Source organism: Paenibacillus chartarius (assembly GCF_042432825.1).
Lineage (GTDB): Bacteria > Bacillota > Bacilli > Paenibacillales > NBRC-103111 > Gordoniibacillus > Gordoniibacillus chartarius.
Map to the genome: position 1 here is coordinate 61,099 of NZ_JBHLWN010000121.1, position 26,031 is coordinate 87,129.

Annotated in this window: 20 protein-coding genes and 1 other annotated feature; of the genes, 13 read left to right on the forward strand and 7 right to left on the reverse strand. The window is 55.1% G+C overall.

Annotated elements, in window-relative coordinates:
- Window positions 1–238: 238 nt before the first annotated feature.
- The 4 genes from ACFFK0_RS29220 (at window position 239) to ACFFK0_RS29235 (ending at window position 5,065) form a co-directional block, all read left to right on the forward strand.
- Window positions 239–802 carry a glycerol-3-phosphate responsive antiterminator gene (locus tag ACFFK0_RS29220; RefSeq protein WP_377474709.1) on the forward strand — a complete coding sequence of 188 codons (564 nt, stop codon included), beginning with the start codon at window positions 239–241 and terminating at the stop codon, window positions 800–802.
- A 10-nt stretch (window positions 803–812) separates the two neighbouring features.
- A complete protein-coding gene (gene glpK / locus ACFFK0_RS29225) occupies window positions 813–2,321 on the forward strand; it encodes a glycerol kinase GlpK (RefSeq protein WP_377474711.1) in 1,509 nt (502 codons plus the stop codon).
- 135 nt (window positions 2,322–2,456) lie between these two features.
- Complete coding sequence (locus tag ACFFK0_RS29230) at window positions 2,457–4,208, forward strand: glycerol-3-phosphate dehydrogenase/oxidase (protein WP_377474712.1); 1,752 nt, start codon at window positions 2,457–2,459, stop codon at window positions 4,206–4,208.
- A 227-nt stretch (window positions 4,209–4,435) separates the two neighbouring features.
- Window positions 4,436–5,065 (forward strand): pyridoxamine 5'-phosphate oxidase family protein, encoded by a 630-nt coding sequence (locus ACFFK0_RS29235; RefSeq protein ID WP_377474714.1) that lies wholly within the window; start codon window positions 4,436–4,438, stop codon window positions 5,063–5,065.
- Window positions 5,066–5,135: 70 nt separating this feature from the next.
- Here ACFFK0_RS29235 and ACFFK0_RS29240 read toward each other — a convergent pair whose 3' ends face one another.
- Both ACFFK0_RS29240 and ACFFK0_RS29245 read right to left on the reverse strand, forming a co-directional pair.
- Complete coding sequence (locus ACFFK0_RS29240) at window positions 5,136–5,366, reverse strand: cold-inducible protein YdjO-related protein (protein ID WP_377474716.1); 231 nt, start codon at window positions 5,364–5,366, stop codon at window positions 5,136–5,138.
- A 96-nt stretch (window positions 5,367–5,462) separates the two neighbouring features.
- Complete coding sequence (locus ACFFK0_RS29245) at window positions 5,463–8,615, reverse strand: efflux RND transporter permease subunit (RefSeq protein ID WP_377474718.1); 3,153 nt, start codon at window positions 8,613–8,615, stop codon at window positions 5,463–5,465.
- A gap of 610 nt (window positions 8,616–9,225) precedes the next feature.
- Window positions 9,226–9,490 (forward strand) — a binding site (T-box leader).
- Window positions 9,491–9,645: 155 nt separating this feature from the next.
- Here ACFFK0_RS29245 and asd point away from each other — a divergent pair.
- The 5 genes from asd (at window position 9,646) to ACFFK0_RS29270 (ending at window position 15,748) form a co-directional block, all read left to right on the forward strand.
- The gene (asd, locus tag ACFFK0_RS29250; RefSeq protein WP_377474720.1) at window positions 9,646–10,731 is read left to right on the forward strand and encodes an aspartate-semialdehyde dehydrogenase; all 1,086 of its coding nucleotides are present in this window, start codon (window positions 9,646–9,648) and stop codon (window positions 10,729–10,731) included.
- A 360-nt stretch (window positions 10,732–11,091) separates the two neighbouring features.
- Window positions 11,092–12,705 (forward strand): spore germination protein, encoded by a 1,614-nt coding sequence (locus tag ACFFK0_RS29255; RefSeq protein ID WP_377474722.1) that lies wholly within the window; start codon window positions 11,092–11,094, stop codon window positions 12,703–12,705.
- Window positions 12,706–12,716: 11 nt separating this feature from the next.
- The gene (locus ACFFK0_RS29260; RefSeq protein WP_377474725.1) at window positions 12,717–13,934 is read left to right on the forward strand and encodes a Ger(x)C family spore germination protein; all 1,218 of its coding nucleotides are present in this window, start codon (window positions 12,717–12,719) and stop codon (window positions 13,932–13,934) included.
- A gap of 46 nt (window positions 13,935–13,980) precedes the next feature.
- Window positions 13,981–15,111 (forward strand): GerAB/ArcD/ProY family transporter, encoded by a 1,131-nt coding sequence (locus ACFFK0_RS29265; protein ID WP_377474727.1) that lies wholly within the window; start codon window positions 13,981–13,983, stop codon window positions 15,109–15,111.
- A 208-nt stretch (window positions 15,112–15,319) separates the two neighbouring features.
- Entirely contained in the window at window positions 15,320–15,748 is a 429-nt protein-coding gene (locus tag ACFFK0_RS29270) for a MarR family winged helix-turn-helix transcriptional regulator (protein ID WP_377474795.1), read from the forward strand.
- Window positions 15,749–15,759: 11 nt separating this feature from the next.
- Here ACFFK0_RS29270 and ACFFK0_RS29275 read toward each other — a convergent pair whose 3' ends face one another.
- A complete protein-coding gene (locus ACFFK0_RS29275; protein WP_377474729.1) occupies window positions 15,760–17,184 on the reverse strand; it encodes a PAS domain-containing protein in 1,425 nt (474 codons plus the stop codon).
- Between the two features lie 224 nt (window positions 17,185–17,408).
- Here ACFFK0_RS29275 and ACFFK0_RS29280 point away from each other — a divergent pair, with 224 nt between their 5' ends.
- The gene (locus tag ACFFK0_RS29280; protein ID WP_377474731.1) at window positions 17,409–18,362 is read left to right on the forward strand and encodes a 3'-5' exoribonuclease YhaM family protein; all 954 of its coding nucleotides are present in this window, start codon (window positions 17,409–17,411) and stop codon (window positions 18,360–18,362) included.
- Between the two features lie 8 nt (window positions 18,363–18,370).
- On the opposite strand, the gene ACFFK0_RS29285 is transcribed toward ACFFK0_RS29280, so the two are convergent.
- From ACFFK0_RS29285 to ACFFK0_RS29295, 3 genes are all read right to left on the reverse strand, one after another.
- Entirely contained in the window at window positions 18,371–19,297 is a 927-nt protein-coding gene (locus ACFFK0_RS29285) for a DMT family transporter (RefSeq protein WP_377474733.1), read from the reverse strand.
- Between the two features lie 26 nt (window positions 19,298–19,323).
- Window positions 19,324–20,097 (reverse strand): MBL fold metallo-hydrolase, encoded by a 774-nt coding sequence (locus ACFFK0_RS29290; RefSeq protein WP_377474735.1) that lies wholly within the window; start codon window positions 20,095–20,097, stop codon window positions 19,324–19,326.
- A gap of 98 nt (window positions 20,098–20,195) precedes the next feature.
- The gene (locus ACFFK0_RS29295; protein ID WP_377474737.1) at window positions 20,196–20,627 is read right to left on the reverse strand and encodes an Lrp/AsnC family transcriptional regulator; all 432 of its coding nucleotides are present in this window, start codon (window positions 20,625–20,627) and stop codon (window positions 20,196–20,198) included.
- 280 nt (window positions 20,628–20,907) lie between these two features.
- On the opposite strand from ACFFK0_RS29295, the gene ACFFK0_RS29300 reads away from it, so the two are divergent.
- Window positions 20,908–21,939 carry a hypothetical protein gene (locus ACFFK0_RS29300; RefSeq protein WP_377474739.1) on the forward strand — a complete coding sequence of 344 codons (1,032 nt, stop codon included), beginning with the start codon at window positions 20,908–20,910 and terminating at the stop codon, window positions 21,937–21,939.
- A 157-nt stretch (window positions 21,940–22,096) separates the two neighbouring features.
- Complete coding sequence (locus ACFFK0_RS29305; RefSeq protein WP_377474741.1) at window positions 22,097–23,032, forward strand: flagellar hook assembly protein FlgD; 936 nt, start codon at window positions 22,097–22,099, stop codon at window positions 23,030–23,032.
- A 75-nt stretch (window positions 23,033–23,107) separates the two neighbouring features.
- On the opposite strand, the gene ACFFK0_RS29310 is transcribed toward ACFFK0_RS29305, so the two are convergent.
- Window positions 23,108–24,763, reverse strand: coding sequence for an S-layer homology domain-containing protein (locus tag ACFFK0_RS29310; RefSeq protein WP_377474743.1), 1,656 nt, complete (start codon window positions 24,761–24,763; stop codon window positions 23,108–23,110).
- Window positions 24,764–24,927: 164 nt separating this feature from the next.
- Here ACFFK0_RS29310 and ACFFK0_RS29315 point away from each other — a divergent pair, with 164 nt between their 5' ends.
- A complete protein-coding gene (locus tag ACFFK0_RS29315; protein WP_377474745.1) occupies window positions 24,928–25,971 on the forward strand; it encodes an alpha/beta fold hydrolase in 1,044 nt (347 codons plus the stop codon).
- The last annotated feature ends 60 nt before the right edge of the window (window positions 25,972–26,031 follow it).

Genomic DNA, 26,031 nt, shown 5'->3' on the forward strand with positions numbered 1-26,031 from the left:
GAATAATTTCCCACCAATGTGATTACAGAAGAAGAAACAACAATTTGCATGCATATATACCGCAATTTTTGTTAAACCATCACACCTGTTTCTGTTGTATTCTAGTAATCGGTACGCGCGGAAAATTAACATTATCAGTCGCTAACGGTCCCTATTGTTGAATACGGTTACTGGAAGCAGGGCCAAGGCACGTTGTATGATAGGGAAAATGTCCATACCCGAAGGAGACGGTGCCGCGATGGCCTTTCATAACCAGCTTATTTTGCCGGCAGTACGGCGGATGAAAGATTTGGAGAAGCTGATGTTGCTGGATTACGAATACATCATTGTTCTCGACATTCACCTAGGCCAAGTCAAGCCTGTCGCCGATATGGTGAAAGCGCACCGCAAACAGCTGATCCTGCACGCCGACTTGATCGAGGGACTGAAGAACGACGAATACGCAGCCGAGTATTTGTGCCAGCATATTCGCCCCGCAGGGCTGATCTCGACCCGTTCCGGCGTCATCGCGACGACGAAGAAAAACGGCCTGCTGGCGATTCAGCGTCTTTTTCTGCTGGACACGAACGCGGTCGAGAAGAGCTATGCGCTGATAGAAAGGACACAGCCCGATTACATTGAGCTGATGCCGGGCGTCATTCCGCATATGATTGCCGAGGTTCACGCCCGGACGCAAATTCCCGTCTTCGCGGGAGGCTTGATTCGCACCGTAGAGGACGTGGAGCGGGCGCTCGAAGCCGGCGCTTCCGCGGTGACGACGTCGCAGTCCGAGCTGTGGCGGCATTTTACCAAGAAAGGATGAATGATCACCCATGACCGACAAACCGACCTATATCCTCGCACTGGACCAGGGCACTACATCATCACGAGCTATTGTGTTCGACGGCGTCAGCCGGATCGTCAGCTCGGCGCAGCAGGAATTCCGCCAGCTGTTCCCGCAGCCCGGCTGGGTGGAGCATGACGCAGAGGAGATTTGGGCCTCCATCGCAGATGTCACCAAAGCCGCACTTGCGAAAGCCGCCATCACACCGGAGCAGATCGCCGCGATCGGTATTACGAATCAGCGGGAGACGGCGGTCGTATGGGACCGGCATACGGGCAAGCCGATTTACAACGCCGTGGTGTGGCAGTCCAGGCAGACGTCCGATATTTGCGCAGAGCTGAAGGCAGAAGGACTGGATGCGTCGTTCCGCGAGCGGACCGGGCTATTGATCGATCCGTATTTCTCCGGCACGAAGGTCAAATGGATTCTCGACCATGTGGACGGGGCCCGGGCGAAGGCGGAGCGGGGGGACCTGCTGTTCGGTACGATCGATACGTGGCTGATTTGGAAGCTGACGGGCGGGAGCGCGCATGTGACGGATTATTCGAACGCCTCGCGGACGCTGATGTACAACATCCATTCGCTGGATTGGGATGACGAGCTGTTGACAGCGCTTAACGTTCCGCGGGCGATGCTGCCTGAGGTACGGCCGTCGTCGGGAGTGTACGGTGTGACGTGTTCGGAGCTGGAGCAAGCGGGTCTTACCGCCGGCATTCCGATTGCGGGCGCAGCGGGCGACCAGCAGGCGGCGCTGTTCGGCCAAGCGTGTTATGAGAAGGGAATGGCGAAGAACACGTACGGCACCGGCTGCTTCATGCTCATGAACACCGGTACGGAAGCGATTCGCTCTAAGCATGGCCTGCTCACGACGATCGCCTGGGGGCTCGGCGGAGAGGTCGAGTACGCGCTGGAAGGCAGCGTGTTCGTAGCGGGTTCGGCGATCCAGTGGCTGCGCGACGGGCTGCGCATGATCGATGATGCCGCCGAGAGCGAGCAGCTGGCCGCGCAGGTCGAGACGACGGACGGCGTCTACGTTGTGCCGGCCTTTGTCGGGCTCGGCACCCCGTACTGGGACAGCGACGTGAGAGGCGCGGTGTTCGGGCTGACGCGGGGGACGAGCAAGGAGCATTTCGTCCGGGCGACGCTCGAGTCGCTTGCTTACCAGTCGAAGGACGTGCTCAAGGTGATGGAGGAGGACTCCGGCCTGAAGCTGTCCACCCTTCGCGTCGACGGCGGCGCTGTGCGCAACGAGCTGCTTATGCAGTTCCAGAGCGATCTGTTGGATGTTGCCGTGGAACGTCCTGTCGTCAATGAGACGACCGCACTCGGGGCAGCCTATTTGGCGGGGCTCGCGGTCGGATATTGGACGGACCGGAAGCAAATCGCCGGGCAATGGAACGTCGCCAAGCGGTTTGAGCCGGCGATGTCCGCGGAGCGCCGGGCGGAGCTGTACGGCGGCTGGAAGAAAGCGGTTCAAGCTGCGATGCTTTTCAAATAATCGGCATCATGCTATACTGTCATTAAGTTAATCATTCGGTTGGAGAACGGGAGAAACCACAGCTCTCTGTCGGCATACATTGCTGACAGAGCAGTTTGTGGTTTTTTTTCGTGCTCTCGGAGGGAGAATAGGGGTATGAAAACAATATTCAACGGAACACAGAGAGAGCGGAAATTATCGGATATGGAGCAGGCTTCCTACGATGTGCTCGTCATCGGCGGAGGCATTACCGGCGCCGGCATCGCGCTGGATGCGCAGACGCGCGGGATGAAGACGGCGCTGATTGAAATGCAGGATTTTGCCGCGGGTACATCGAGCCGTTCGACCAAGCTGGTGCATGGCGGACTTCGCTACTTAAAGCAATTCGAGGTCAAAATGGTTGCGGAAGTCGGCAAGGAACGCGCCATCGTCTATGGCAACGGGCCGCACGTTACGACGCCGGAATGGATGCTGCTGCCGATCTACGAAGGCGGTACGTTCGGGATGTTCTCCACATCGATCGGGCTGAAGCTGTACGACTACTTGGCTGGGGTCGTCAAGGGCGAGCGCCGTTCGATGCTGAACCGCGACGAGACGCTGCGCCGCGAGCCGCTGCTGAAGAAGGACGGTCTGAAGGGCGGCGGCTACTACGTCGAATACCGCACGGACGACGCGCGTCTGACGATGGAAGTCATGAAGAAGGCGGTTGAGCACGGCGCTTCTGTCGTCAATTATGCCAAGGCCGATGAGTTCGTGTATGATAATGGCCGCCTGACAGGTGTGCGCGTTCGCGATATGATCGGCGGCGGTACGTTCACCGTCCGAGCGCGCGTCATCGTCAACGCGACCGGTCCTTGGGTCGATACGCTTCGGGAGAAGGACAAGTCCAAGCAAGGCAAAACGCTGCGTTTGACGAAGGGTGTGCACCTCGTATTCGACCAGTCGCGGTTTCCGCTTCGTCAAGCGGTCTACTTCGACACTCCTGACGGGCGCATGGTGTTTGCGATTCCGCGCGACGGCAAAACATACATCGGCACAACGGACACCGACTACTCCGGCGATACGGCGCGTCCGGTGATGACCGATGCAGACCGGAAGTACATCATCGACGCGGCGAATTTCATGTTTCCGGAGCTGAAGCTGACCGGTGACGATGTGGAATCTTCGTGGGCGGGACTTCGTCCGCTGATTTATCAGGAAGGCAAGTCGCCTTCCGAGGTGTCGCGGCGCGACGAAATTTTCGTCTCGCCGTCCGGGCTGATCACGATCGCCGGCGGCAAGCTGACCGGCTACCGCAAGATGGGCGAGCAGATCGTCGACCTGCTGGCCCGCAAGCTGACGGAGCATGGCGGCGGCTCGTACCCGGCGTCGCGCACGAAGACGATGCCGATCTCCGGCGGCGACGTCGGCGGTCCTGGCGGATATGAGGCCTTTGTGAAGCGCGCGGCTGCCGGCGGTGCGGCTAAAGGCTTGGAGCGCTCTGCAGCCGAACAGCTGGCGCGCAAATACGGCAGCAATGTCGAGCGCATTTACGAGCTCGCCGAGCAGCATCGCCAGACGGCTGCGGCGTATGGCTTGCCGGCTGAGGTGTATGCGGAGCTGGTGTATGCCATTGAGCACGAATGCGCCGTGAAGCCGGTCGATTTCTTCGTGCGCCGTACCGGCGCTCTGTTCTTCAATATCGGTTGGGTGCAGCAGTGGAAGAGCGGCGTTGTGGCGGCGATGAGCGAGCTGCTGGGCTACAGCGACGAGCAGCGGGCCGAATACACGGCGGAGCTGGAGCGGCAGCTGGAAGTGGCGGTGAAGCCCGCTCCGGTTGCGGCGGACACGTCGGCGAGTGCGGAGTTTCGAGTTAGCGGTACGGAGGATAACGGGGCCAAGAACGGCGCGGGCGCAATCGTGAAATAATAGGACGCCGAAATGTAACACAACTGAAATGTCCTATTCATCTTCCTTTAAGGTAACTCGCCTATACTGAATATCGACCCCCTTTTCAATAATATATAACTTTTGGACCTGCGGCCCGTTGCTGTAGGTCTACTTTTTTTTGTACCCGCTTGAATTTACCGCCAACCGCATATACAATATCTGGAACGATTACGCTGGTTGTACAATTTTGAAGAGAGGTGACCGGCATGACGACATTCCAAAATCTTATTACAACAGAAGAGGATTTGCGCAAACTGTTGGGAAACCCCAATGAACTTGTCCAAAATAAATCCATCCCGCATCTCGACCCCCATGCCCGCGAGTTTATCGCCAAATCCCCGTTTCTGCTCATGGCCACGTCAGATCGCACGGGCATGTGCGATGTTTCTCCCCGTGGAGATGCTCCCGGGTTTGTACTCGTTGTTGACGAACAGCATCTTGTGATTCCGGAAAGACCGGGGAACCGGAGGATGGACTCGATGCGGAATATTTTATCGAACCCGGCGGTTGGCTTGATCTTTATGATCCCAGGGCTGGAAGAAACGCTGCGGGTCAACGGAACGGCCTGCATCACGAAAGACGAACCATTGCTGAGCCGAATGGAGGCACACGGCCGCACGCCGCTGGTTGGTATAGGCGTTCAAGTTAAGGAGTGCTACATCCATTGTGCCAAATCAATCAAGCGTTCGAATTTGTGGAAATCCGAAACATGGTTGGAGCGCGGTCAGCTGCCGAACATCGCACAAGCCTTGGCCGATCATGTCCGGCTTCCCGGGATCGATGCTAATGCGATAGCAAAAGCATTGCAGGACAGCTACACGAACCGACTATATTGAGGTAACGCCGCATGATTAAGGCCGATCTGCCTTCCTGAGCAGACCGGCCTTTTCGCGCGGAGTGACGCGGCTACACGTTCTCCCAAGGATCGGAAGGCGCTTTTTTCTTCTGCGCTTTGTGCTTCTTGACGAGCTTGGGCAGATGCTTCATGCTGCGAATCATTTCCCCTTTGCAGATAGGGCAGCTGGGCTGGCTGGACGACGCCAGCTCTTCGCGGACCCACGCTTTGCAGTCCTGTCTGCGGCATCGCCAGATGGGCACGGGGGCTAGCTCCGGCTTGTTCGGCATTTCAGTCATCATGGCAGTCGTCACCTCCCGATATAAGCTTCCCGCACGGCAAAATGTTCATACGTCCGCCTGCCGCATTCGTCCTATCTTGCCAAGCGTCTACAGGGCTTAACCCGAACGGGATTTCGTGCGCGAACGGCGCGACGGCCGCGCCAGCAGCTCGTAGACGATCGGAACGATAAGCAGCGTCAGCAGCGTGGACGAAATGAGGCCGCCGATGACGGTGACGCCGAGCCCCTTGGAGATGAGCGTGCCGCTGCCGCCGCTTTCGAAGCCGAGGGCGAGCGGGAGCAGCGCGCCGATCGTCGCGAGCGCTGTCATCAGAATCGGGCGCAGCCGCGTCTCTGCGGCTTCGAGAAGCGCTTCCCGGGTGGAGACGCCTTCCTTCTCCATATGCAGCACGCGGTCGATCAAGACGATGGCGTTCGTGACGACGATGCCGATAAGCATGAGCGCGCCCATCATGGCGGAGGCGGAGATCGTCTCGCCCGCAACGAACAGCGCGACGAGCGCGCCGATGACGGCGAACGGCAGCGAGAACAAGATGACGAACGGCGTAACGGCGCCGCCGAACGTCAGCACGAGCAGCAAGTAGACGATCGCGACGGCGGCGGCAATGGCCAGCCCGAGCTGGCGAAACGTTTCATTCATTTGCTGCGTGACGCCGCCGTAGTCGATGGTAACGGAGGCCGGCAGCGATAGGGCGGCGATGCGGCTTTGCACGGCTGCGGACGCTTTACCGACATCCTTCGCCGTAATCGTTGCCGTCACTTCGGCGTACAGCTTGCCATTCTTGCGGGTTACGCCGGAGGCGGTTACGCCTTTGCGAACTTCGCTGACGTCCTGGAGCAGTGCTCCCGGGGCGACAGGTGAGCCGATCGGCTGCTTCTGAATGTCGCTCAGCGAGCCGTATGCCGGCCCCTGGGCCTCCATGTAAACGGGGACGTCGCGGCCATTGTCCGAGATGGCGGCCAGGGCCGTACGGGCGCGCATCGGTGTCAGCTGCATGGCGATTTGCCCGCTCGTCAGCCCGAAAGAAGCGAGCTTCGGCTGGTTCAATACGAAAGTAAGCTGCTCATAGGTCCGGGTGAGGGAGGAGCCTACTTTGGTAAAGCCCGCGTCCTGGCGAATTGTATCCTGGATGGATTCGACGGCTTGGCGGATGTCGCTCTCCTGCTGGCCATACACATTGAGCCTCAGCTTATTGCCGCCTACGCCGCCGCCATAGTCGGATTCCTCCCAGCTTCCGGACGGGTCGACGGTTTGAAGCGTCTCCAGAAGCGCCTTCTTCTCTTCGGCAAAATTGGCAAAGTCGTTCGCATAAAACACCTGAAAACGGGCGGAGCGGTCAGACGCGGCTCCTCCGCTCATCGGGTCGTTGCCGCCGATAGAGTACTGCAGGTCCATGACGCCTTGACGAGCAAGGATGAGCTTCTCGGCGGCCGCGGCGGTTTGCTCGGTATTTGCCGCCGTTCGGCCCGGGCCCGGATTGTAGGTGACCAACGCGAACTTCTGCTCCTCTTCCGGCAGGAACGAGAAGCCGACTACACCGGCCAGCGCCAGGCTGCCGAGCAGCAGCAGAACGGCGACGGTCGAGGTGATCCACTTGTGGTCCAAGGCCCAGCTCAGCATCCCCCGATAGCTCCGGGCGAGGAAGCCGGTGCGCTCCTCATGATTTCGATCCTGCAGCGAGCCCAGCCTGCGCCGAAACAAGACGTGGGTGAGCGCCGGGACGACGGTGATGGAAACGAGCAGCGACGCCAGCAGAGCGAAGACCATCGTCAGCGCGAAAGGGAGAAACATTTGTCCGATCGGTCCCGTGACGAGCCCGAGCGGCAGAAAAACGGCGATCGTAACCAGCGTCGAGGAAAATATCGGCATGAACATTTCGCGCGTGGCGGCGATGACGAGCTTCTCGCCCGACAGCTTCTCGAAGCTCAGCCTCATGCGGCGGTAATTGTTCTCAATGACGACGATGGAGTCGTCAACGACACGGCCGATCGCGACGGTCATGGCGCCCAGCGTCATAATGTTTAGCGTAATGCCGAGCCTCTGCAGCAGCAGGAGCGCAATGACGAGCGACAGCGGAATCGAAACGATGGAGATGAGCGTCGTACGCAGATTGCGCAGAAACAGCATGATGACGATGATCGCGAACAGCGCGCCGAACAGCGCCTTGCTCAGCATCGTGTGCACCGATTCCTCGATCGGCTTGCCTTGGTCGAGCAGGATCAGCGTTTGGATGCCAGGCTGCTCTTTCTCCAGGCGGGACACTTCGGCCTTGACCGAGTTAACGACATCGACGGTGTTGGCGCCCGAGGTTTTCGTAACTTGAATGCCGATCGACGGCTTGCCGTTCGTACGGGAGATTGATTCGGAGCGGGTGACCAGATCCACGGCGGCGACATCGGCGAGCCGGACGGTCGGCAAGGCTGCGGGAGCGGCGATGCCGGCAGCCGTGCCGGGTGCCGGTGCGGCGCCAATCGCGCCCGGTCCCCCGCCTGGGCCGGCTGCACCGCCGGCAAGCGGCAGGGCGAGGCTGCGCAGCTGCTCGAGCGTGTGGATACCGCCGTCGACGACCAACGTTTTCTCCGCGCCTTCGAGCTCGAACAGGCCGAGCGGCATCGTGACCGCCGAGTTTTGAAGAACGCTGCGGATCGTATCGACCGTCACTCCGTTAGCTTGAAGCCGAGCCGTATCCGGACGAATCTGCACTTCCTGGAGCTGCTGCCCGGAGATGGATACGGTACCTACTCCCGCGATACTCTCCAGAGCCGGACGCAGGTTTCCGTCGACGATTCGGGTTAACTCGTCCACCTTGCGGTCGTCACCGGTTAAGCTGAGCGAGATGACCGGAAATTCGTTCAGGCTGAACGAGCCGATCTTGACCGGCTGGGCGGAGTCGGGCAAGGTCACTTGGGCGATCGCATCCTGCAGATCGGCCTTCGCTTTGGCCATATCTTGACCGTAGCGGTATTGGACGAGGATGGACGATACATTTTCCATAGAGGTGGAGCTGAACGTATCGATGTCGGACAGACCGCGCAGCCTCTGCTCGAGCGGAGCAGTGATCTGGTCGGCGACCGCTTGCGGTGCCGCGCCGGGCAGGACGGTCGTCAAGGTGAGAACCGGCATCTCCATGTTGGGAAGCGTCTCCTGCTTCATGCTGGCACCGGCATACAGACCGGCAGCCGTCACGAGGAGCGTGACGAAGAACAAGGCGAATTTGTTGTGTAGCGAGAATCGGATCAAGCTGCGCATGGAAACCTCCGATCGGTGATGTTTGCTGGTAGTTTTGCCGGAGAAGCCCAATCTGATGCGCAGAGATGAGGACCAAGCTGCTAGAGTGTCTGGCGATGAGAGGCGGGAGAGGGTGCAGTCGGCAGGCGGCGGCTTTGAGACATTTTAGTTGCACCCTAAACTTTGGCGGCTTCGGCTGCGGTGGCGTTAAGCTGGAGACTAGACGCCGGCAACAAGCATTACTACGTCTCGCAAACCGGCATTACGCCGTAAACCCGTTCTTAAGGACGGGGGAAGCTGTGTATCCTCGCACGCTATCCTAAGCGGCGGAAATGAAACAAAATGAAATGAAATGAAATTTACCTGATTGATAGTTAACTGTGCTAACAAAAAATGGTTCGGAATCGGAATGTATGTCCACGTACAAGCGGGCGGCGTTTCTTGCGGGGCGTCGGCAAGTTCGCGGCACCGATAAACTTCCGCACGGGATGTTGCCGAACCGGTACTCGCATGCTCCGGCCCCTCCTTAAGAGTTTCCAAGGGTATGTTGATCGTTATGAGGATTCACGCCAATCCCTCCAAAAAAATATGTTTACCTTATCGTCGAATTTTGATAATATTGACGCAACGTTCAAATGCGATGAAGAGACGAGTAAATAAATGAAACTCTTTCCCAGAGAGCTCCGGCAGCTGAAAAGGAGCAAAGATTTCTTTATTGAAAAAAGCCTCAGAGCAGCACATCGGAACCGCTTGACCGCAGGGGATGGTGTGACAGGAGCTCCTGTTACAGAGCTAAAGTATAAGCATTGCCAGGCGATGCCGTACTTGAAAAGGCGGATATGGTGACATATTCGCGAATCAGGGTGGTACCACGAGAATCCAATCTCGTCCCTTAGACTGACGATAAGTCTTGGGGGTGGGATTTTTTATTGTTTCCAGAGTTTTGCAGGCTGCATTGATCATGAGGTACGCTGCATGAGACGGTTGAATATGTATTGGATAAGGATTCGTTCGCCTTTATTACGCTCATAGGAAAGGATATGAAATCGATATGACACAGAAATTGAAGGTTGGTATCGTCGGAGGTACGGGTATGGTCGGCCAGCGGTTCATGGAGCTGCTGGATCAGCATCCTTGGTTTCAGGTGACGGCTATCGCAGCCAGCGCCGGATCCGCAGGGAAAACTTATGAAGAGGCTGTGCAGGGCAGATGGAAGCTGGCTGCACCGATTCCGGAAGAAGTAAAATCCATTATCGTGCAAGACGCGGCGAAGGTGGAAGAGGTTGCCGGCGAGGTCGATTTTATTTTCTGCGCGGTCGATATGAAGAAAAATGAGATTCAAGCGCTCGAAGAAGCTTACGCCAAGACGGGCACGCCGGTCATTTCCAATAACTCGGCTCACCGCTGGACGCCGGACGTTCCGATGGTCATTCCGGAAGTGAATCCTGGCCATATCGAAGTGATTGCCGCGCAGAGAAAGCGTCTCGGCACCTCGACCGGTTTTATCGCCGTCAAGCCGAACTGCTCGATTCAAAGCTATGTCCCGGCGCTTCATGCGCTGCTTGATTTCAAACCGACCAAAGTGGTGGCAACGACGTATCAGGCGATTTCCGGAGCCGGCAAAAACTTCACCGACTGGCCGGAAATGCTCGATAACGTGATTCCGTACATCGGCGGCGAGGAGGAGAAGAGCGAGCAGGAGCCGCTGCGCATCTGGGGCAGCCTGACGAACGGCGAAATCGTGAAGGCGAGCTCGCCGCTGATTACGACGCAATGTATCCGTGTTCCGGTAACGGACGGTCATATGGCGGCTGTCTTTGCATCGTTTGAGAAGAAGCCTTCCAAGGACGAAGTGTTGGCGCGCTGGCGCGAGTACAAAGGGCGTCCGCAGGAGCTGGCACTGCCGAGCGCGCCGAAGCAGTTCATCACGTATTTTGAAGAAGAGAACCGGCCGCAGACGAAGCTGGACCGCGACATTGAGCGCGGCATGGGCGTTTCGGCAGGAAGATTGCGCGAAGACACGATTTATGACTATAAGTTTGTAGGCTTGTCGCACAATACGCTGCGCGGCGCGGCGGGCGGCGCCGTGCTGATCGCCGAGCTGCTGAAAGCGGAAGGTTATATCCAAGCCAAATAAATACGAAAACAGCAAGCTGCCGGACATTACCGGGCTTGCTGTTTTTTTTGTTATTTCGCCAAGAGTGGAAAACCTCGTGAGCGATAACGGTTTCCGAAACCGTTATTTGACTCGAGACTTGATGGCTATCAAGATTAGCGGATTTGGAAGGCGTTATTTTCCAGCAATCAGGTAAAATCAAGCCCAAATTCCTCAATTGACGCTGGATAGCGCCGCCAAAGTCCGCTATTTTGCATGAAAAGTGCGATAGCGGTAAAATAGGGCCCTCAAAATCCGTTAACGAACGGCATCAGCCAGGATTACATAAAAATCCCTGTTACGCTACATATTATGGAAAAGTGTTCGTTGAGGGGAAGGGACATGGACTTATTCAAACTGTTAGGAAAAAGTCAATTGGTATCCTCTGCCGATAAAGCAAGCCGGCAAGCCTCCCGGGATATCGACGATCCTGCATCAGGTCCCGTAACCATTACTGAAAATAAGGTGGATTGGCTTCGAGAACAGTTAGGAGACAGCCCGGATATTATTTTTCGCTCGCTGGGGGACACGCTCAATGCGGATCATTGTCTTACCGTTGTGTATATCGACGGATTGGTCGATCAACAGCTGCTCACGATGATGCTGGATGCGCTGGCGGCGGATTCGACTTCCCCCTGTACAGTAGCATCGCATCTGGAGAACCTGCTCATGAGCCGTCTCCCCGTGGGGAGCCTGAAGCGTATAGATAACGACGACAAGCTGCTGCAATCCGTGCTGGACGGGCAAGTTGTCGTGCTTCCGGCTGGGCATTCAGATGCACTTGTCGTATCCATAATGGGCGGAGTCAGACGCTCTGTCGAGGAACCTTCTTCACAAACCGTTATTCGCGGCCCTAAGGAGGGCTTTGTTGAGGAGCTCGCGACCAATATAGCGCTCCTCCGCCGTAAAATCAGATCGCCGCAATTTCGGTATGAGCCAATGGTGTTAGGCAAGTACACACAGACCAAAGTGGCAGTTTGTTATCTCGAGGGTATTGCCGATCCCGTCGTCGTAAGCGAGGTAACCAAGAGGCTTGCATCTATCAATACAGACAGCATATTGGAAAGCGGGTATATTGAAGAATTTATTCAAGACGGTGTGTACACACCTTTTCCAACCATTCTGAACTCGGAGCGTCCGGATGCAGTTGCCGGGGGAATATTGGAAGGTTTAGTTGCCATTCTTGTCGACGGGACTCCTTTCGTTCTGCTTGCACCGGTCAGCTTTTTTCGATTTTTTATTTCGAGCGAAGACTATTACCAGCGATTTGACATCTCCACCTTTTTGCGGCTGGTTCGCATATCGTCCTTTGCCGTTGCTCTGCTGCTGCCCTCTATCTTTATAGCGATCACTACCTTTCATCAGGAAATGCTGCCGACTACACTGCTCGTCAGCTTGGCCGCGCAGCGGGAAAGCACCCCCTTGCCCGCACTGCTGGAAGCCTTGCTTATGGAATTAACCTTCGAAGTCATTCGGGAAGCCGGAGTCCGAATGCCGCGGGCTATTGGTCCTGCGATTTCGATCGTCGGTGCACTCGTGCTGGGACAAGCCGCCGTGCAAGCAGGTCTCGTATCGGCTGCGATGGTTATTGTCGTTTCGTTCACGGCCATTTCCAACTTCGTACTGCCGGCCATTAATATGGCATCTGCGGTCAGGCTGATGCGGTTTGTTCTGATGCTGCTGGCTGGAACATTGGGGCTTTACGGTATTTTGGCCGGACTCGTTCCCACTCTCGTTCACCTTATATCGCTGCGTACATTTGGTGTCCCTTACTTTTTGCCGATTGCTCCTTTTATGCCTTCCAATATGAAGGATCTTCTCGTTCGTATGCCTTGGTGGAAAATGCAAACTCGACCAGCGATGATTGCGGGAGATAACCAAACTCGACAAGGTCCGGTTCTAAAGCCCGGCTCGCAGCGAATTCACGGTGATCGGAATGAAGATTCGGCCCAATAGGAGGACGTGGAGTGCATCCAGTCTATAGAGCTGCATTGGCCTTGATTCTATGCGTCGTACTGCCCGGCTGCTGGAACCGGACGGAACTAAATGAGATTGGAATCGCTTCAGCTTCAGGGTTTGACCGATCCGGCGAAGACTGGGTTGGGAGCTTCCAGATCATCGTACCCTCCGCCATGGCTTCAGGAACGACCGGCGGAGGCGGCGGGGGAGGGGGGAACTCTCCGGCGATAAACGTGCATTCCGTGAAAGGCCAAACGATTATGGAAGCAGCCTCTCTAAGCAACCTGGAGAACCCTCGCCGCTTGTATTTTGCTCATAATAATGTAGTTATTATCGGCAAGGAGGCAGCGGAGAAGGGGGTTGGCCAACTCATTGATTTGTATTTGCGAAATGCGGAATCGCGGGAGACGGTCTTGCTTCTTCTGACGGAACAGAAAGCAAGCGAGATGCTGCGAAAATTACTTCCTCCCGAGAAAATTGCAGGGGCGGGGATTGCCGAAATTTTGCGTAAAGAAAAAGATTTGACCTCTATGTTTGCACCGGTTACCGTTTTCGATGTTGCCAATAAAATGATCAACACGGATACGAAAGCGATAGGGGTGCCCGTTATTGCCGTATCCGGCGGAACCGATCATGACAATGAAACCGATCTCGAATCCATGGATGCCTTTAAGAAAACATCTCCGACTCAGAAGATCAAGCTGGTCAAGCTGGGAATATTCCATAATAACCGGTTGGTTGGATGGATGGACCGCAAGGAGAGCAGGGGGCTCAACTGGATGACTGACAAAGTCAACGGGACTTTATTGGCCATTTCATCCTCGGCATCAAACCGAAAACCAAACATCTCACTAACCATCGTTTCGTCCAAGACTACCGTTCATCCTGTTAAACAGGGAGAGAAGTATGTTATGAACGTGAATGTGAAGGCCAAAGGCGACCTGAATGAATCCGGAGGCAAGCTGATGCTGACCGATCGGAATGTATTGCTGGAATTGGAGGAGCAAGCAGAGCGGGAGATTGAGAGCGAAATTAAGGCCGGTTGGAAAGCGATGCGCCGATTAGGAGTGGATGCCGCCGGTTTTACGGATTCCATTCATCGCAGGATGCCGGCGGATTGGAAACAGATGAAGGGCGATTGGAAAGCTGTATTTGACAAGATGGAGCTTAATGTCCGAGTTCAGGTAACCATCAAGCGTCAAGGATTGATTCAAAATTCATATTAAGACCGCCGGCAGCCGAAACCTGGTATAAGATGAAGGAGCAACAAGGATGAGTAAATTAACTCCCAAGCTATCGGATCTGGTTGTCACATTCGTGCTGTTTGAAGTAGGAAGCACCACCTTGTTTTTATTAGGGGGAAAGGCGAAGCAAGACGCCTGGCTGGTGATGCTGATCGGCGCCATATTCGGTTTCATGCTTGTGCTGCTCTATCTATGGATTCATCGATTGGACAGAAGCCGCGATTTGTTCGAGCTGTTGTTCTATTATTTGGAGACATTACCCGGTCGAATCATAGGCGGACTGTATGTTTGTTACTTCCTCTACGAGGCTTCCCGCAATCTGCGGGACCTCGGGGAATTAACTGTGCTTACGTTGCTGAACAGAACGCCTATTGCCTTTGTCATGCTTGTGGCTATTGTTGTCATCAGCAACACGGTACGATACGGCGCGGAAGTGCTTATGCAAACCTGCACCGCTCTTTTTCCGATCACGGTTGCGGGATACGCTTTATTGCTTTCCTTGATCGCGGCAGCGGGGATGATTCATATGGAGAATATGCTGCCCATTCTTGAAAACGGCTGGAAGCCTGTTTGGGATAACGCCTTCCCCGAGGTGGTCTCCTTTCCGTTTGGCCAAACGGTGTTGTTTCTCGTATTATTCAAAATAACTGAACATTCATCAGGCTTTAGCAAAGCTATAATATGGGCCTACAGTATTGTTTCGTTCGTATTGATTTTGCTGAATCAAATCAGTATTCTTGTGCTTGGGCCCGAGTTAGCCTCGAATTTCACGCTTCCTTTGCTGGAAACCGTTCAGCTCATTCGCTTTCCCCAGATCCTGGAGAGAATGGATGCGCTTTTTGCCCTCATCTTGTACCTCGGCCTTGGCATCAAAATAGCTGCTTTTTTTATAGCCTCTGTGACGGGTTTGCACCGAATTACGACTATCAAATACAAGCTGCTGATTATTCCGGCCGCTGCAGTAATTTATGCGTCATCGTTCTTGTCGCCGAGATACGTGGAGTATGTTTGGGCAGGGCTGAATCTCACGGTTGTTTGGATCTCTCCCGTATTTCAGATCATTCTGCCTTTGATGCTTCTGACGGTCATGCTGCTGCGCAAAGAGAAAAGATCGCAAACTTCGCAAAGCACGGGAGCTGAGCGTCCGAATCGGATATAAATTTGAAGCCGGAACGGATTGACAGCATCCTTCATTTGTAATATCTTTAAATTAAGATATACAATGTCATGAAGTCCATTTCCAAACCATCGAGAGGAGACCGATCATCATGGATCATTCAAAATCGAAAGACAACGTTCCGGACAGCGGCTCAGACACCGTTCCGAACAGCATACCGGGCACCTCGCGTCATCCCGGGGGCGAGGCGATGCACTTATTCGTCGTATTGTCGCGGGCGCATCAATGGACGAGCGTCCATGCAAATCATAACATCCGTAAGGCCGGACTGAATCCGACCGAATTCGGCGTACTCGAGTTTCTGTATCACAAGGGCGCTCATCCGCTGCAGCAGATCGGGGAGAAAATTTTGATCTCCAGCGGGAACATTACGTATGTCGTCGATAAGCTGGAAAGCAAAGGGCTCATCGTCCGGCGCTCATCGCCGGAGGATCGACGCGTCATATTCGCCGAAGTGACCGACGAAGGCCGCAAGCTGATGGATGCCGTCTTCCCGCGGCATCAGCAGGCTCTCGAGGAAGCGTGCTCGGCGCTCACGGAGGAAGAGCGGCAGCAAGCGATCGCGCTGCTGAAGAAGCTGGGACTGTCCGCGAAAGAGAAAGCCAAGCACCTGAAATAAAGCCGGCGTTGTTAGGAGGCCGGTTTCCTGTGAAGCGGCAGCCGTACTTCGAACGTCGTTCCGACGCCGACACAGCTCTCAACGACGATACGGCCCTTGTGATGCTCTATGATCGCGTAGCAAAGCATGAGACCGAGTCCGGTTCCCTGCTCTTTGGTCGTTTGAAACGGCTGGCCGAGATATACCATGCGCTCCGCGGAAATGCCTTCCCCTTGATCGGTGATGCGGAGCACGGCTTCCCCGCCGTCTTGGCACACTCCGAGCCGGACAACGCCTCCGTCCTGCATCGCCTCGATGGCATTCCTCGTTAAATTCAGAAGCACTTGTTTAATCTGGCTGTCGTCGCACCAAACGGGCTGACCGGCGCCGGAATGGCAAATTTCAATTCGCACTTGCCGCTCGCGGGCTTGCGCCTCCAGCAGCGTCGCGACATCATGGACGAGCGGCGTCAATTCGAACGCCGCAAATTCCGACGGCTTCGGTCTGGCGAGCTGAAGAAGGTCCGTCAATATTTTCTCGATGCGGCTGAATTCTTCCATGACAATGCGGTCGTAGTCTTTCTTTGGGCCATACTCTTTAATAATTTGATAGAAGCCCCTCAGCGCTGTGATCGGATTGCGGATTTCGTGTGCGATTCCGGCCGCAAGCTTGCCGACCAGCGCGAGCTTCTCCGCGCGGTTTATTCGTTCCTCAGCTTGCTTCTTGGCGGTAATATCCTTCGTTACTCCGATTGTATGCGTATGAACACCCGCTTTGTCGCGGATGACCTTGAACTTGCTCTCTGTCCATACGTAGTGTCCGTTCTTGTGGCGTATCAACGCTTCGACCGTATCGGAGTTCGGGTTTAAGTGCTCCGGCAATGAATGCTCCGGATGGAGGTAATCGGCATGATTCGTCCCGCGAAGCTCCTCGGGCGAGTAGCCGAGGATGTTCTTCACAGCCGGAGACGAATATTCGATCGTTCCGTCTGGAAGCAGATACGTAATGATATCCTGCGTGTTCTCGGCGAGCAGATTGTAGAGCGCGTTAAGCTCAAGCAGTCTGTGCCGTTCGAGCTTCGTTCTGGTCAAATCGATGACAGCCCCGATCACTCGAAGAATTTGGCGGTTGTCGTCATAGACCACATCGCCGCGGGCGTGGACCGTACGGATTTCACCGTCAGGGCGCTTGATTCGAAATTCGGCGTCGAACGGTTTCTCCGTCTGATGCAATTCGTTGATCTGTTTTTGTATGTATGGCAAATCATCAGGGTATACGAAAGACAAATGGTTATCAACGGTTGGTGTGAAAGCGCTTTTATCAACGCCGTATATGCGATAGAGATTGTCCGTCCAATATACTTTACGATTGCTATAGTCCATCTCCCAGCCGCCGATATCGTCTTCATCCACTTGCTCGGGTATGGTAGGGCTTTCGTAAGTTATCATATTCGTCATGGTCCGCTATCACCCGTCTTTCTCCTTGATCGATACGCTATTTGGTATCTGTATTCTAGCAGAAGGAGGGAAATCCTCTCATTTCACAGTATACAAAAGAAAATTTTTGTAAGCGCTTGACTAGCCCCCTGGCAAACTTCCGCTTGCCCTGCCGTCCGTTAGCGACTAAGCTCTAATAGAATGATAGTAAAATGAGACGGCGATCAAAGGAGAACAAGAGAGCAATGACACAGCTGCGGGATTTGCGGGATCGTGATGAATTCACGGGATTTTATTTGCTGAAGGCAGCGGAGGTTAAGCTGACGAACGCTACGCCGCCGAGCTCATATTTGGACATGATACTGGCCGATGCCACGGGGGAGCTTCCCGCCAAGCTGTGGGACGCTTCGAGTACGGATAAGGAAACGTTCTTTCCTCTCATGCTCGTCAAGGTGCAAGGCGTCGCCCAGCTGTACCGGGATAAGCTCCAGGCGAAAATCGTCCGTATCCGCAAGGCGGTCAAAGAGGACGGCGTCGATCTGAAGAGCTTTATCCGTACGGCGCCGATCGAAGCGGAGGATCTCGTCCGCGTCATCCAGGCAACGGCTGCAAGCATAACCGACGACAAGGTGCGGAGCATCGTGGAGTATTGTATCGGCAAGGTGGAGGAGAAGCTGCGGCACTATCCTGCGGGGAAAAGCCATCATCACGCCTATTACGGCGGGCTCGCCTACCATATGGTGAGAATGCTGGAGTTAGGCGCGTTCATTTGCGGGCAGCGGCCGTTCCTGAACGCGGATTTGGTGAAGGCAGGCATATTGCTCCATGATATCGCCAAGCCGGAGGAAATGATCGCCGAGCTGGGAATCGTATCCGACTACAGCGTGCCCGGCAAGCTGCTGGGGCATCTGGCGATCGCCTCCGGCTGGATCGTCGAGGCGGCGATCTCGCTGGGCCTCGGCACGAGCGACCGGACGGTTATGCTGCTGCAGCACCTGGTGCTGTCGCACCATAACCTCGGCGAGTGGGGGAGTCCGGTGCAGCCACAAATTCCGGAGGCGGTCGCGCTCCATTATATCGATCAGCTCGATGCGAAGCTGCAGGCGGTCGAGGATGCGCTGGCCGTGCTGCCGGAATCGGAGGAATGGACGACGAACATTCGGGTGATCGAAAATAAACCGATTTACCGCCCGCGGTAATCGGGCTATTAAGCACCGGAGCGGAGCTCCCGCTTCGGAACGCGAGCTGCTTCGGCGGTACCGGAGCGGCTGCGCAGCTCCATGGCGACGAGGCTTGCCAGGACGATGACGATCCCGGTCCACTGCAGCGGACGGAGCCGCTCGTGGAACAAGATCGCGGAGCTGACGATCGTAACGATCGGCTCCAGCAAGGAGATGATCGAGGCACGCGTCGAACCGATCCGCTTGACACCTTCGAAGAAGGTAAGGATGGCGATGAAGGTGGACAGCACGCCGACACCGAGCACAGCTCCCCAGGAGACGAAGCCGGTAACCGGCGCCAATGTGCCCTGGCTCAGCGCGACCAGCACGAGTGTACCGGCGGCAGAGACGGAAATATGAGCGGAGCTGACGAGCGGCGACACTTGCTTCATCAACCGGTTGCTGTACACGATGAAGAACGAATAGACGAGGGCGGAGCCCAGCGCAAGCAGCACGCCGACGGTGTGAATCGATTGGGCGGGTCCCTGCAGAACAAGAATCAGCCCGGCGAAGCCGGTTACCAGCGCGATCGCTTTACGCGCCGTAATCGGCTCTTTGTCGACGACTCGCATCAACAAGCAGACGAGTGTCGGATACGAATAAAACATCATTTCGGCCAGCGACGCCGACATATAAGAGAATGACGTGAAGAGCAGCGTCGCCATGACGGCATAGCCGCCGATGCCCATCAGCCACAATATGCCCCGTTCCCGCCATGTCAGCCGATAGACCGGGCGCGTCGCCGCAATCCACAGCCAGAACAGGACGGCGGCGATGCCGAACCGGTAGGCAAGCAGGGTGCCGACGGTCATCCCCTGCTCATAGGCCAGCTTGGCAAAAATCCCCATCAGCCCGAATCCGACCGCAGAAGCGACCGTCATTGCGGTTCCAACGGCCGTATCCCGTGAGTTCATCGTAGGTGTTCAGCTCCCCGTTTCCATTATGAGCGATATTCCAGCGTCTCTCCGTCCGCGGGGACGGAGACGCGGTGCTGCAGATCATGCAGCGCAACAAAATCGAGCAGCTGCCGGCGGCTTAGCCGGCAGTGATTCCAGGCTTCCATATGAGCTGCTATGACGTTCATGTGCGGGTTGACGGAAGCTTTACAGAGGGCGGCAATATCACGCCCGGCCATCGTTACCGCGCCGCCGCTGCGGAACTTTGCCGCACCGGCGTACACGACGGTCACATCCGGACGGAACCGCTCCAGCAGGGCGCGGACTTCGCGGCACCATACGGTGTCCCCTGCCGCGTACAGCGTCGGCTCTTCGCCGGCGGTTTCGGGCTCCAGCACGTAGCCGGACACCGGCCCAAGGCTGCGTCCGAGCAGTCCGCGGCCATGGCGGCCGCCGGTGCGGACGATGCGGATGCCGGCCCATGCGACAGGGGCGGTGACCGACTGTACGTGGCGGAAGCCTTGAGCCGTGAGACGCTCCTCGTCTTCCGGCTGGCAGAAGATCGGGATGTGTCTGGGCAGCAGCCGCTCGGCCGCCTCATCCCAGTGGTCGCGGTGCATATGCGTCAGCAGCACGGCGTCCGGCTCCAGCAGCGTCTCCACCGGAACCGGCAGCGGGACAAGCGGATTCGCCCTTGTGTCCGGCGTGTCCGGTACGGGAGCCATTGCGCCGGGGCTGCCAAGCATCGGATCGACCAGCAGAGTCCTGCCGGCGTATTGAATTTGTAAGGTCGCATGCCTGATCAATTGGATTTGCATGAACGGTTCCCCCTTATTTTCGCTAGGTTAGCTCTATTGTAAGAGACCTGAAGCTTCCGCGGCGAAGCCGATGCGACGGGGGGATTTTCACGATGAAATTAATGCCTATGCGATTTGATAAGCTGCGTCGATAGATGAAGCCTGTAATTGGCGTATTCGAGCAGGCGGTCCAGCATGCCGTTCAGCTCGTCGTGGCCGGAGGCGCGCACGAGCAGCGAATAGCAGCCGTCTCCGCTGATGCGGTGAGCCTCCGTCACGGACGGTTCCCGCTGCACGAAGCTGATGAACTCGGCGTGGCGGTTCGACTTCATCAGGACGGTGACTACGGCTGTAAGCGGTTTGCCGAGCTTCTCATCATCCGTCATGACGGTATAGCCGCGAATAAGGCCGTGCTCCTCCAGCCTGCGGATGCGCGCCCCGACCGCCTGCCCGGTCAGATGCACGAGCTCGCCGACTTCGCGCCACTGCAAGCGGGCGTTCTTGCGCAGCAGCCGGATGATCTCCAGATCGGTTTCGTCCGGTACGTACATAGGGGTCAGCTCTTTTCTTTCGGGAAGTTCTATTCGTAAGCATAAAGCGTCGGGGGAGCGAGGGCAAGAGCCGTTTCATGAGGGGGTGTAAATAGTGGGGAGGGCCGTGAAGCCCGGTCTACTTCGGCTTTCGCTGCTGTGGGGGAATCCATGGCTTCAGAGCCGCCCGAAAGAAATTGACGTACGCAGCTCCTGAACAGGGATATTTTTACAAAAATTAGTTCGGAGAGGGTAACAAAACAGGGGATTCATGAGTTTAATTGGTAGAGGAGGTTGAAGCATGAAGCTGAGATCCATGATCGCCGCAACCGCGCTAGTATTGGCGCTTCCTACATCGATGGTCGCATACGGTTCGGTTACAGGCGAATCCCCAATCGTTTTCCCGGTAAAATGGATGTTTGGCGACAAGCCGGTGACGTTGGGGGATGAATACGAGACGTTGTACTATAACGGCCATATTTATGCTCCTGTCCGGTGGCTGGCTGAGCGCGTTTACTACTTCAACGTGGATTATGATGCAAGCAGCAGAACGGTGTCAATCTCTGAACCTCTTGGGCCCGTCGGACCGAAGGTAACTCCCGACCAAGCCAAGATCGTGGCCTATGAGCAATACCATCTGCGGCATGTCGACGACGAGTTTTCAATACGAGGCTTGAGCGACGAGGAATGGAAGCAGGTGCCGCCGGATGCGAAAAAGCTGACTCCGGTCTATTATTTTGTTACCGGTACTAAAGAGGACGGCGAGCAGGTTACGATTTGCGTGTCCAGCAACAATAAGGAACACAGCTTTGTGTATGAACCGGAAGCGGATTTACAACAAGAGTTTCAAAAAATAGCAGAGTACGATGACGTATTCCGGCAGTATTCCGTGCAGGTGATGAGCATGTGGACTGAAAATAGCACCTTAATATTGCAGCTGAGAAAGCTGCATCGACACCGCGAAGCGCTTACGGAAACGGAGACCGCCGAGCTGAAATCGGCGATCTACCAGGCGTATGGCAGCTCGTTCCCGCTAGTGATCCAATCGTTTACGATCAGCGACAACCCGGATATCGCCGGCGAAATCAAGACTGTCGACAAGGAGCGGCAAAGGATCTTGGTGGTATATTCTAAAGACAAGGTGCCTAACGGCGAGCCGGATGCTGCTTGGCTGACGCTTGCCGAAGATACGGCGATCGTTCGTCAAAGCACCGGCACGAAGCTGTCATTCGGCGAGCTCAGCGCGGGGCTGAAAGTGTCAGCTTGGAGCGACAGGATGTGGCTGACTAGCTATCCCGGGCAAGTAACGGTCCTGGAGATAACCATCGAATGAAAGGAGCGTGTTAGTAAGAATGATCCGGCTTATGAAAAGGGGAATGCATGGGTTTGCATTGGCCGTGTTACTGTTTGCGTTGTTGCCTACGAATCCGGCGCAATCGGAGGAAGTGGCGCCATACGCCGGGGTGATAGAGGAGAGCACGAGCGTTACTTTGAGAACAGTTACGCCGCTCTTTCACTCACCTGACCCCGGCCAGGCGGTTGTTGCCTACCTCGCTCCACAATCCGTACAGAGCACCGCCTCCATGAAAAAGGAATGGTTTCAGGTTCAAACTTGGCTGGGGCCGCTGTGGCTGAACCCGAATGTCAGCTACCCCGAGGATCTGCGACAAGAGCAGACGGACTTGATTTTGAATGAGCACGTTGACGTGTATGAGCATCCGCATAAGTCAGCTCGCGTGCTGGGCAGGCTGGCTCCGCAAACGGTGTCCGCCTTTGAGCACGGCAGCGGCTGGCACCATATCCGCAGCGATTGGCTAGGCGACTCATGGATCTACTTGCCGGACCCGGCGACCGATCCTGAAACGTACGTTCCGCCGGCTGATGTTGGAGGGAAGAAGATTGCTGCGAAGTGGAGCGAAAAAACGTACAGCTTCGGTGCCGGCTGGCGCGGCTATCCGTTTGCCACCTCATTATTTGCGAAAGCAAGCAGCCATGATCTTTCCCCCTATCCGCCCGGCTATCAGACGGGAGATGTACCTACCGGAGACGACGTGAACATTAGTATTAGCGTAGCGAACGCTAGCGACAAAGACCTTGATGTAACAGCTGCGACCAAGCTTCAAATCGATATTTACCGGATTGTCGATTTCGACCCGTATCAGAAGCAGCTGGTCTGGTCCGGCGAGCTGCCCTCATTGGAAGCCTTCTATCCTAAGGCTAGTGCGGAAATTACGAGCCGCGAACTTGAGTTTACGTGGGATCAGACGGACAGTGCGGGAAATCAGGTTCCTTTCGGTAACTATCTTGTGGAATTAAAGGCGCCTGGTTCTATCTTTTATACTATGAAAGACAGCTCCGAGGTGCTGCAGCAGCAATTGGAGACCACTTCCCGCAATTCGATGAGCGTAAGGATCTTAGCACCGTAGTTTGAAAAGCTGCCCCATGCCGAGTAACTCCACAAAAAAAGACTTAGCGGAAGTTCCCGCTAAGTCTTTTTTGTTTTAATTAGCCTCTCCAACTACGATGGTTAACACTTGTTCGGCCGAAGGGCTGTATTCCGTACCCGAACCGTCGGCATCTTTCGTGAATCGAATAGGATAGGTTCCAGCGGGCGGAACGCTTTTGTTGAGCAAGTTTACGGTAATATTGGTGTAGGCGCTTAAATCGATGTTATGAATCGTTAGGGTATGTCCGTCATTGCTAATTTCAGCATTATCATTAAGATTGTGAATTCCATTGGTACCGTACGTATCCTCGGTATTGAAAGTAAAGCCGTCTACGTTGACAACGACAGTTCCCTTAACAAATTGAACCCCGGCATTCATTGTAAAAGTAATCGTCTGTGCATTTACCGTACCGGCATATAGTTGTTTGGTTCTACTACCTTCACTGCTGTCAAAGGCGTATGTGCTGGACGTTACGGTCGGGATCGGCTCATTGCCTTTTACCAAAGTGAATGTCAGAGCGTGCTGTGCATCTTTGGCGGTTTCCAAAGTTTCATCCGGATCCTTAGCCGTAATAATATACGAATATTGGCCTGGCGCAAGGTCTTCCAAATTCGCAATTTCCAAGGAGCCGTCCGAAGCGCTTGTTCCCAAAGGTATAGCCGGACCCAGTTCCCCGTCATCTACGACGCCGTTCTCGGCCACGGTATCCTGCCAACGATAAGCCGTCACGATGGTGCCTGCGTTTCCGCCAATTGCACCGGCAGAACCCTGAATTTGATCCATGGTGCCGTTATAGCGGTCCACTTCTTTAAATTTCGAAATATCGACGGCCGGTAGAGTAGGTTCGTCAGGGGTCTGTTCGACTGGAGCCTGATCAACGGGACTATCGCCGCTGGAAGGATCGTCGCCCGAGCTTTGATTATCGGAACTCACACTGCCGGAACCGGAGCTTTTCAAAGCTTCCGCCGCTTTGGCCGCGGCTTCCGCAGCTTTCGCAGCCTCTGCGGCCTTCGCTTCCTCGGCAGCCTTCGCAGCCTTAGCCGCCTCTTCCGCAGCTTTCGCCTCCTCCGCAGCTTTCGCCTCCTCTGATGCCTTTAAAAAATTTGAAGCGACAAGAGCAACCCGTTGACGCTCCGCAAGTCCGGCTGGATTGAACATATTGCCGTTTTCTCCGGTGAGGAGCTTCGCTTCCACTGCGTAAGCAACCGCATCCTTTGCATAATCCGAGATACTCGCCGCGTCGGCAAAAGTTAATTTGTCACGGTATCCGGTAACATTGACCTTCAAGGCCCTAACAAACAAGGTCGCCATGTCCTGTCGGGTTAAATTTTGATTTAAGCCAAAGCTGCCTTCCCCCACACCGTGGATAAGCCCTGCCGCAGCCGCAGCCTCGACATACTTGTAGGAATAGTGGTCTGCGGGAACATCGGCAAACGTAGGTTGTCCAGGTGCACTGGAAACGTCTAGCTGTAAAGCTTTAGCCAAAATTATAGCAAAGTCCTGGCGTGTAATTTTTCCCGCCGGATTAAAGGAGTTCTCTCTTACACCAGTAAGGATACCTTTATCCGCAAGCTCCAAAATGGCACTTTTGGCAAAGGAGCCGCCGATATCTGAAAAGTCAACGGAGGCAGCTTCGGCGGTTGCAGTGAGTAAGGTAGAGGATAATAAGCCGGCTGCGATTGCAGATTGTAACATAAACTTCTTCTTCACGATGTGCCCTCCCAAGTTGTTTGTAAAACTGAGTCGAATTCGAGCGTACTATTCTGCGATGCGGTCGAAACCTCCTTTTAAAAGGGTGCTATACGCATATTTCTCTTTTGTCAGAGTGGAAATCCAGGTAAGATGTATGGGAACTGGTGAAAGGAGTTTGCGCGTTGAAGAGAAGGCGGTTTCGCTGGCTGAAGACGGGAGCTGCGGGGGGAGTCGTGCTGCTTATAGCCGGCTTTATTTTTCCTACGTGGACCCCGCCGATCAATGGCCCTACCAGCATAAGCACACTAGAACAGATACACATCAACGGGACGAAATTGGAAGTGATGATCAGAGGCGTTGACCGTACAAATCCTCTTGTCATTTTTGTACACGGAGGACCGGGCTGTTCGGAAATACCGTATGTGAGAAAATATCAAGATTTGCTCGAGCAGCATTTCACGATCGTTCACTATGATCAACGGGGCAGCGGGAAGTCCTATCATTTTTTCGAGGACTATTCGAATTTATCAAGTGATTTGCATGTCGACGATCTGTTGGCATTAACAGACTATGTAACTGAACAGCTCGGCCAGGAAAAAGCGCTGCTGATCGGCCATTCATTCGGGACATATATCGGAATGAAGGCTGCGGGCAGGGCGCCTGACAAATTTGCCGCATACATTGGCATTGGGCAGGTTTCCGATACGGTTCAAAGCGAGAAAGATAGTTTGGACTATACGATGAATCAAGCTAAACAAGCGAACAACTGGGGTGATGTAAACAAGCTTGAAGCGCTGCGCGGCGCTATCGAACAAGGAAAACAGCTTACCCCCCGTTATTTGGTTCGTAAGTATGGCGGAGCGGCCCGGTTAATCGACGATAATATGGATTATTATGCGGGCTTTTTGCTGAACCGTGAGTATAATTTGCTGGATGTTTTCCGTTATGTACGAGGGGTTTCTCTTTCACAGGACATCCTGATCGCGGAAGAAAAGAACCGAAACATTACGGAGATTGTAACCCGCCTGGAAATACCGGCTTATTTTGTGATGGGGCAATACGATTACATGACTTCAGTCCGGGCAGCCAGAGCGTATTTCACGACGATTCAGGCGCCTGTTAAAGATTTTGTCGTCTTTGATCAGTCCGCGCATTATCCGCAATTCGAGGAGGAAGAACGGTTTGCCGATTGGCTGAATCAAACAAGCAGCGAGCTTGGTTTGTAGAACGGATGCAAGCCGGAGCGTTACGAAAAATTAAGGCCCCCCGTAAGGGAGGCCTCATGT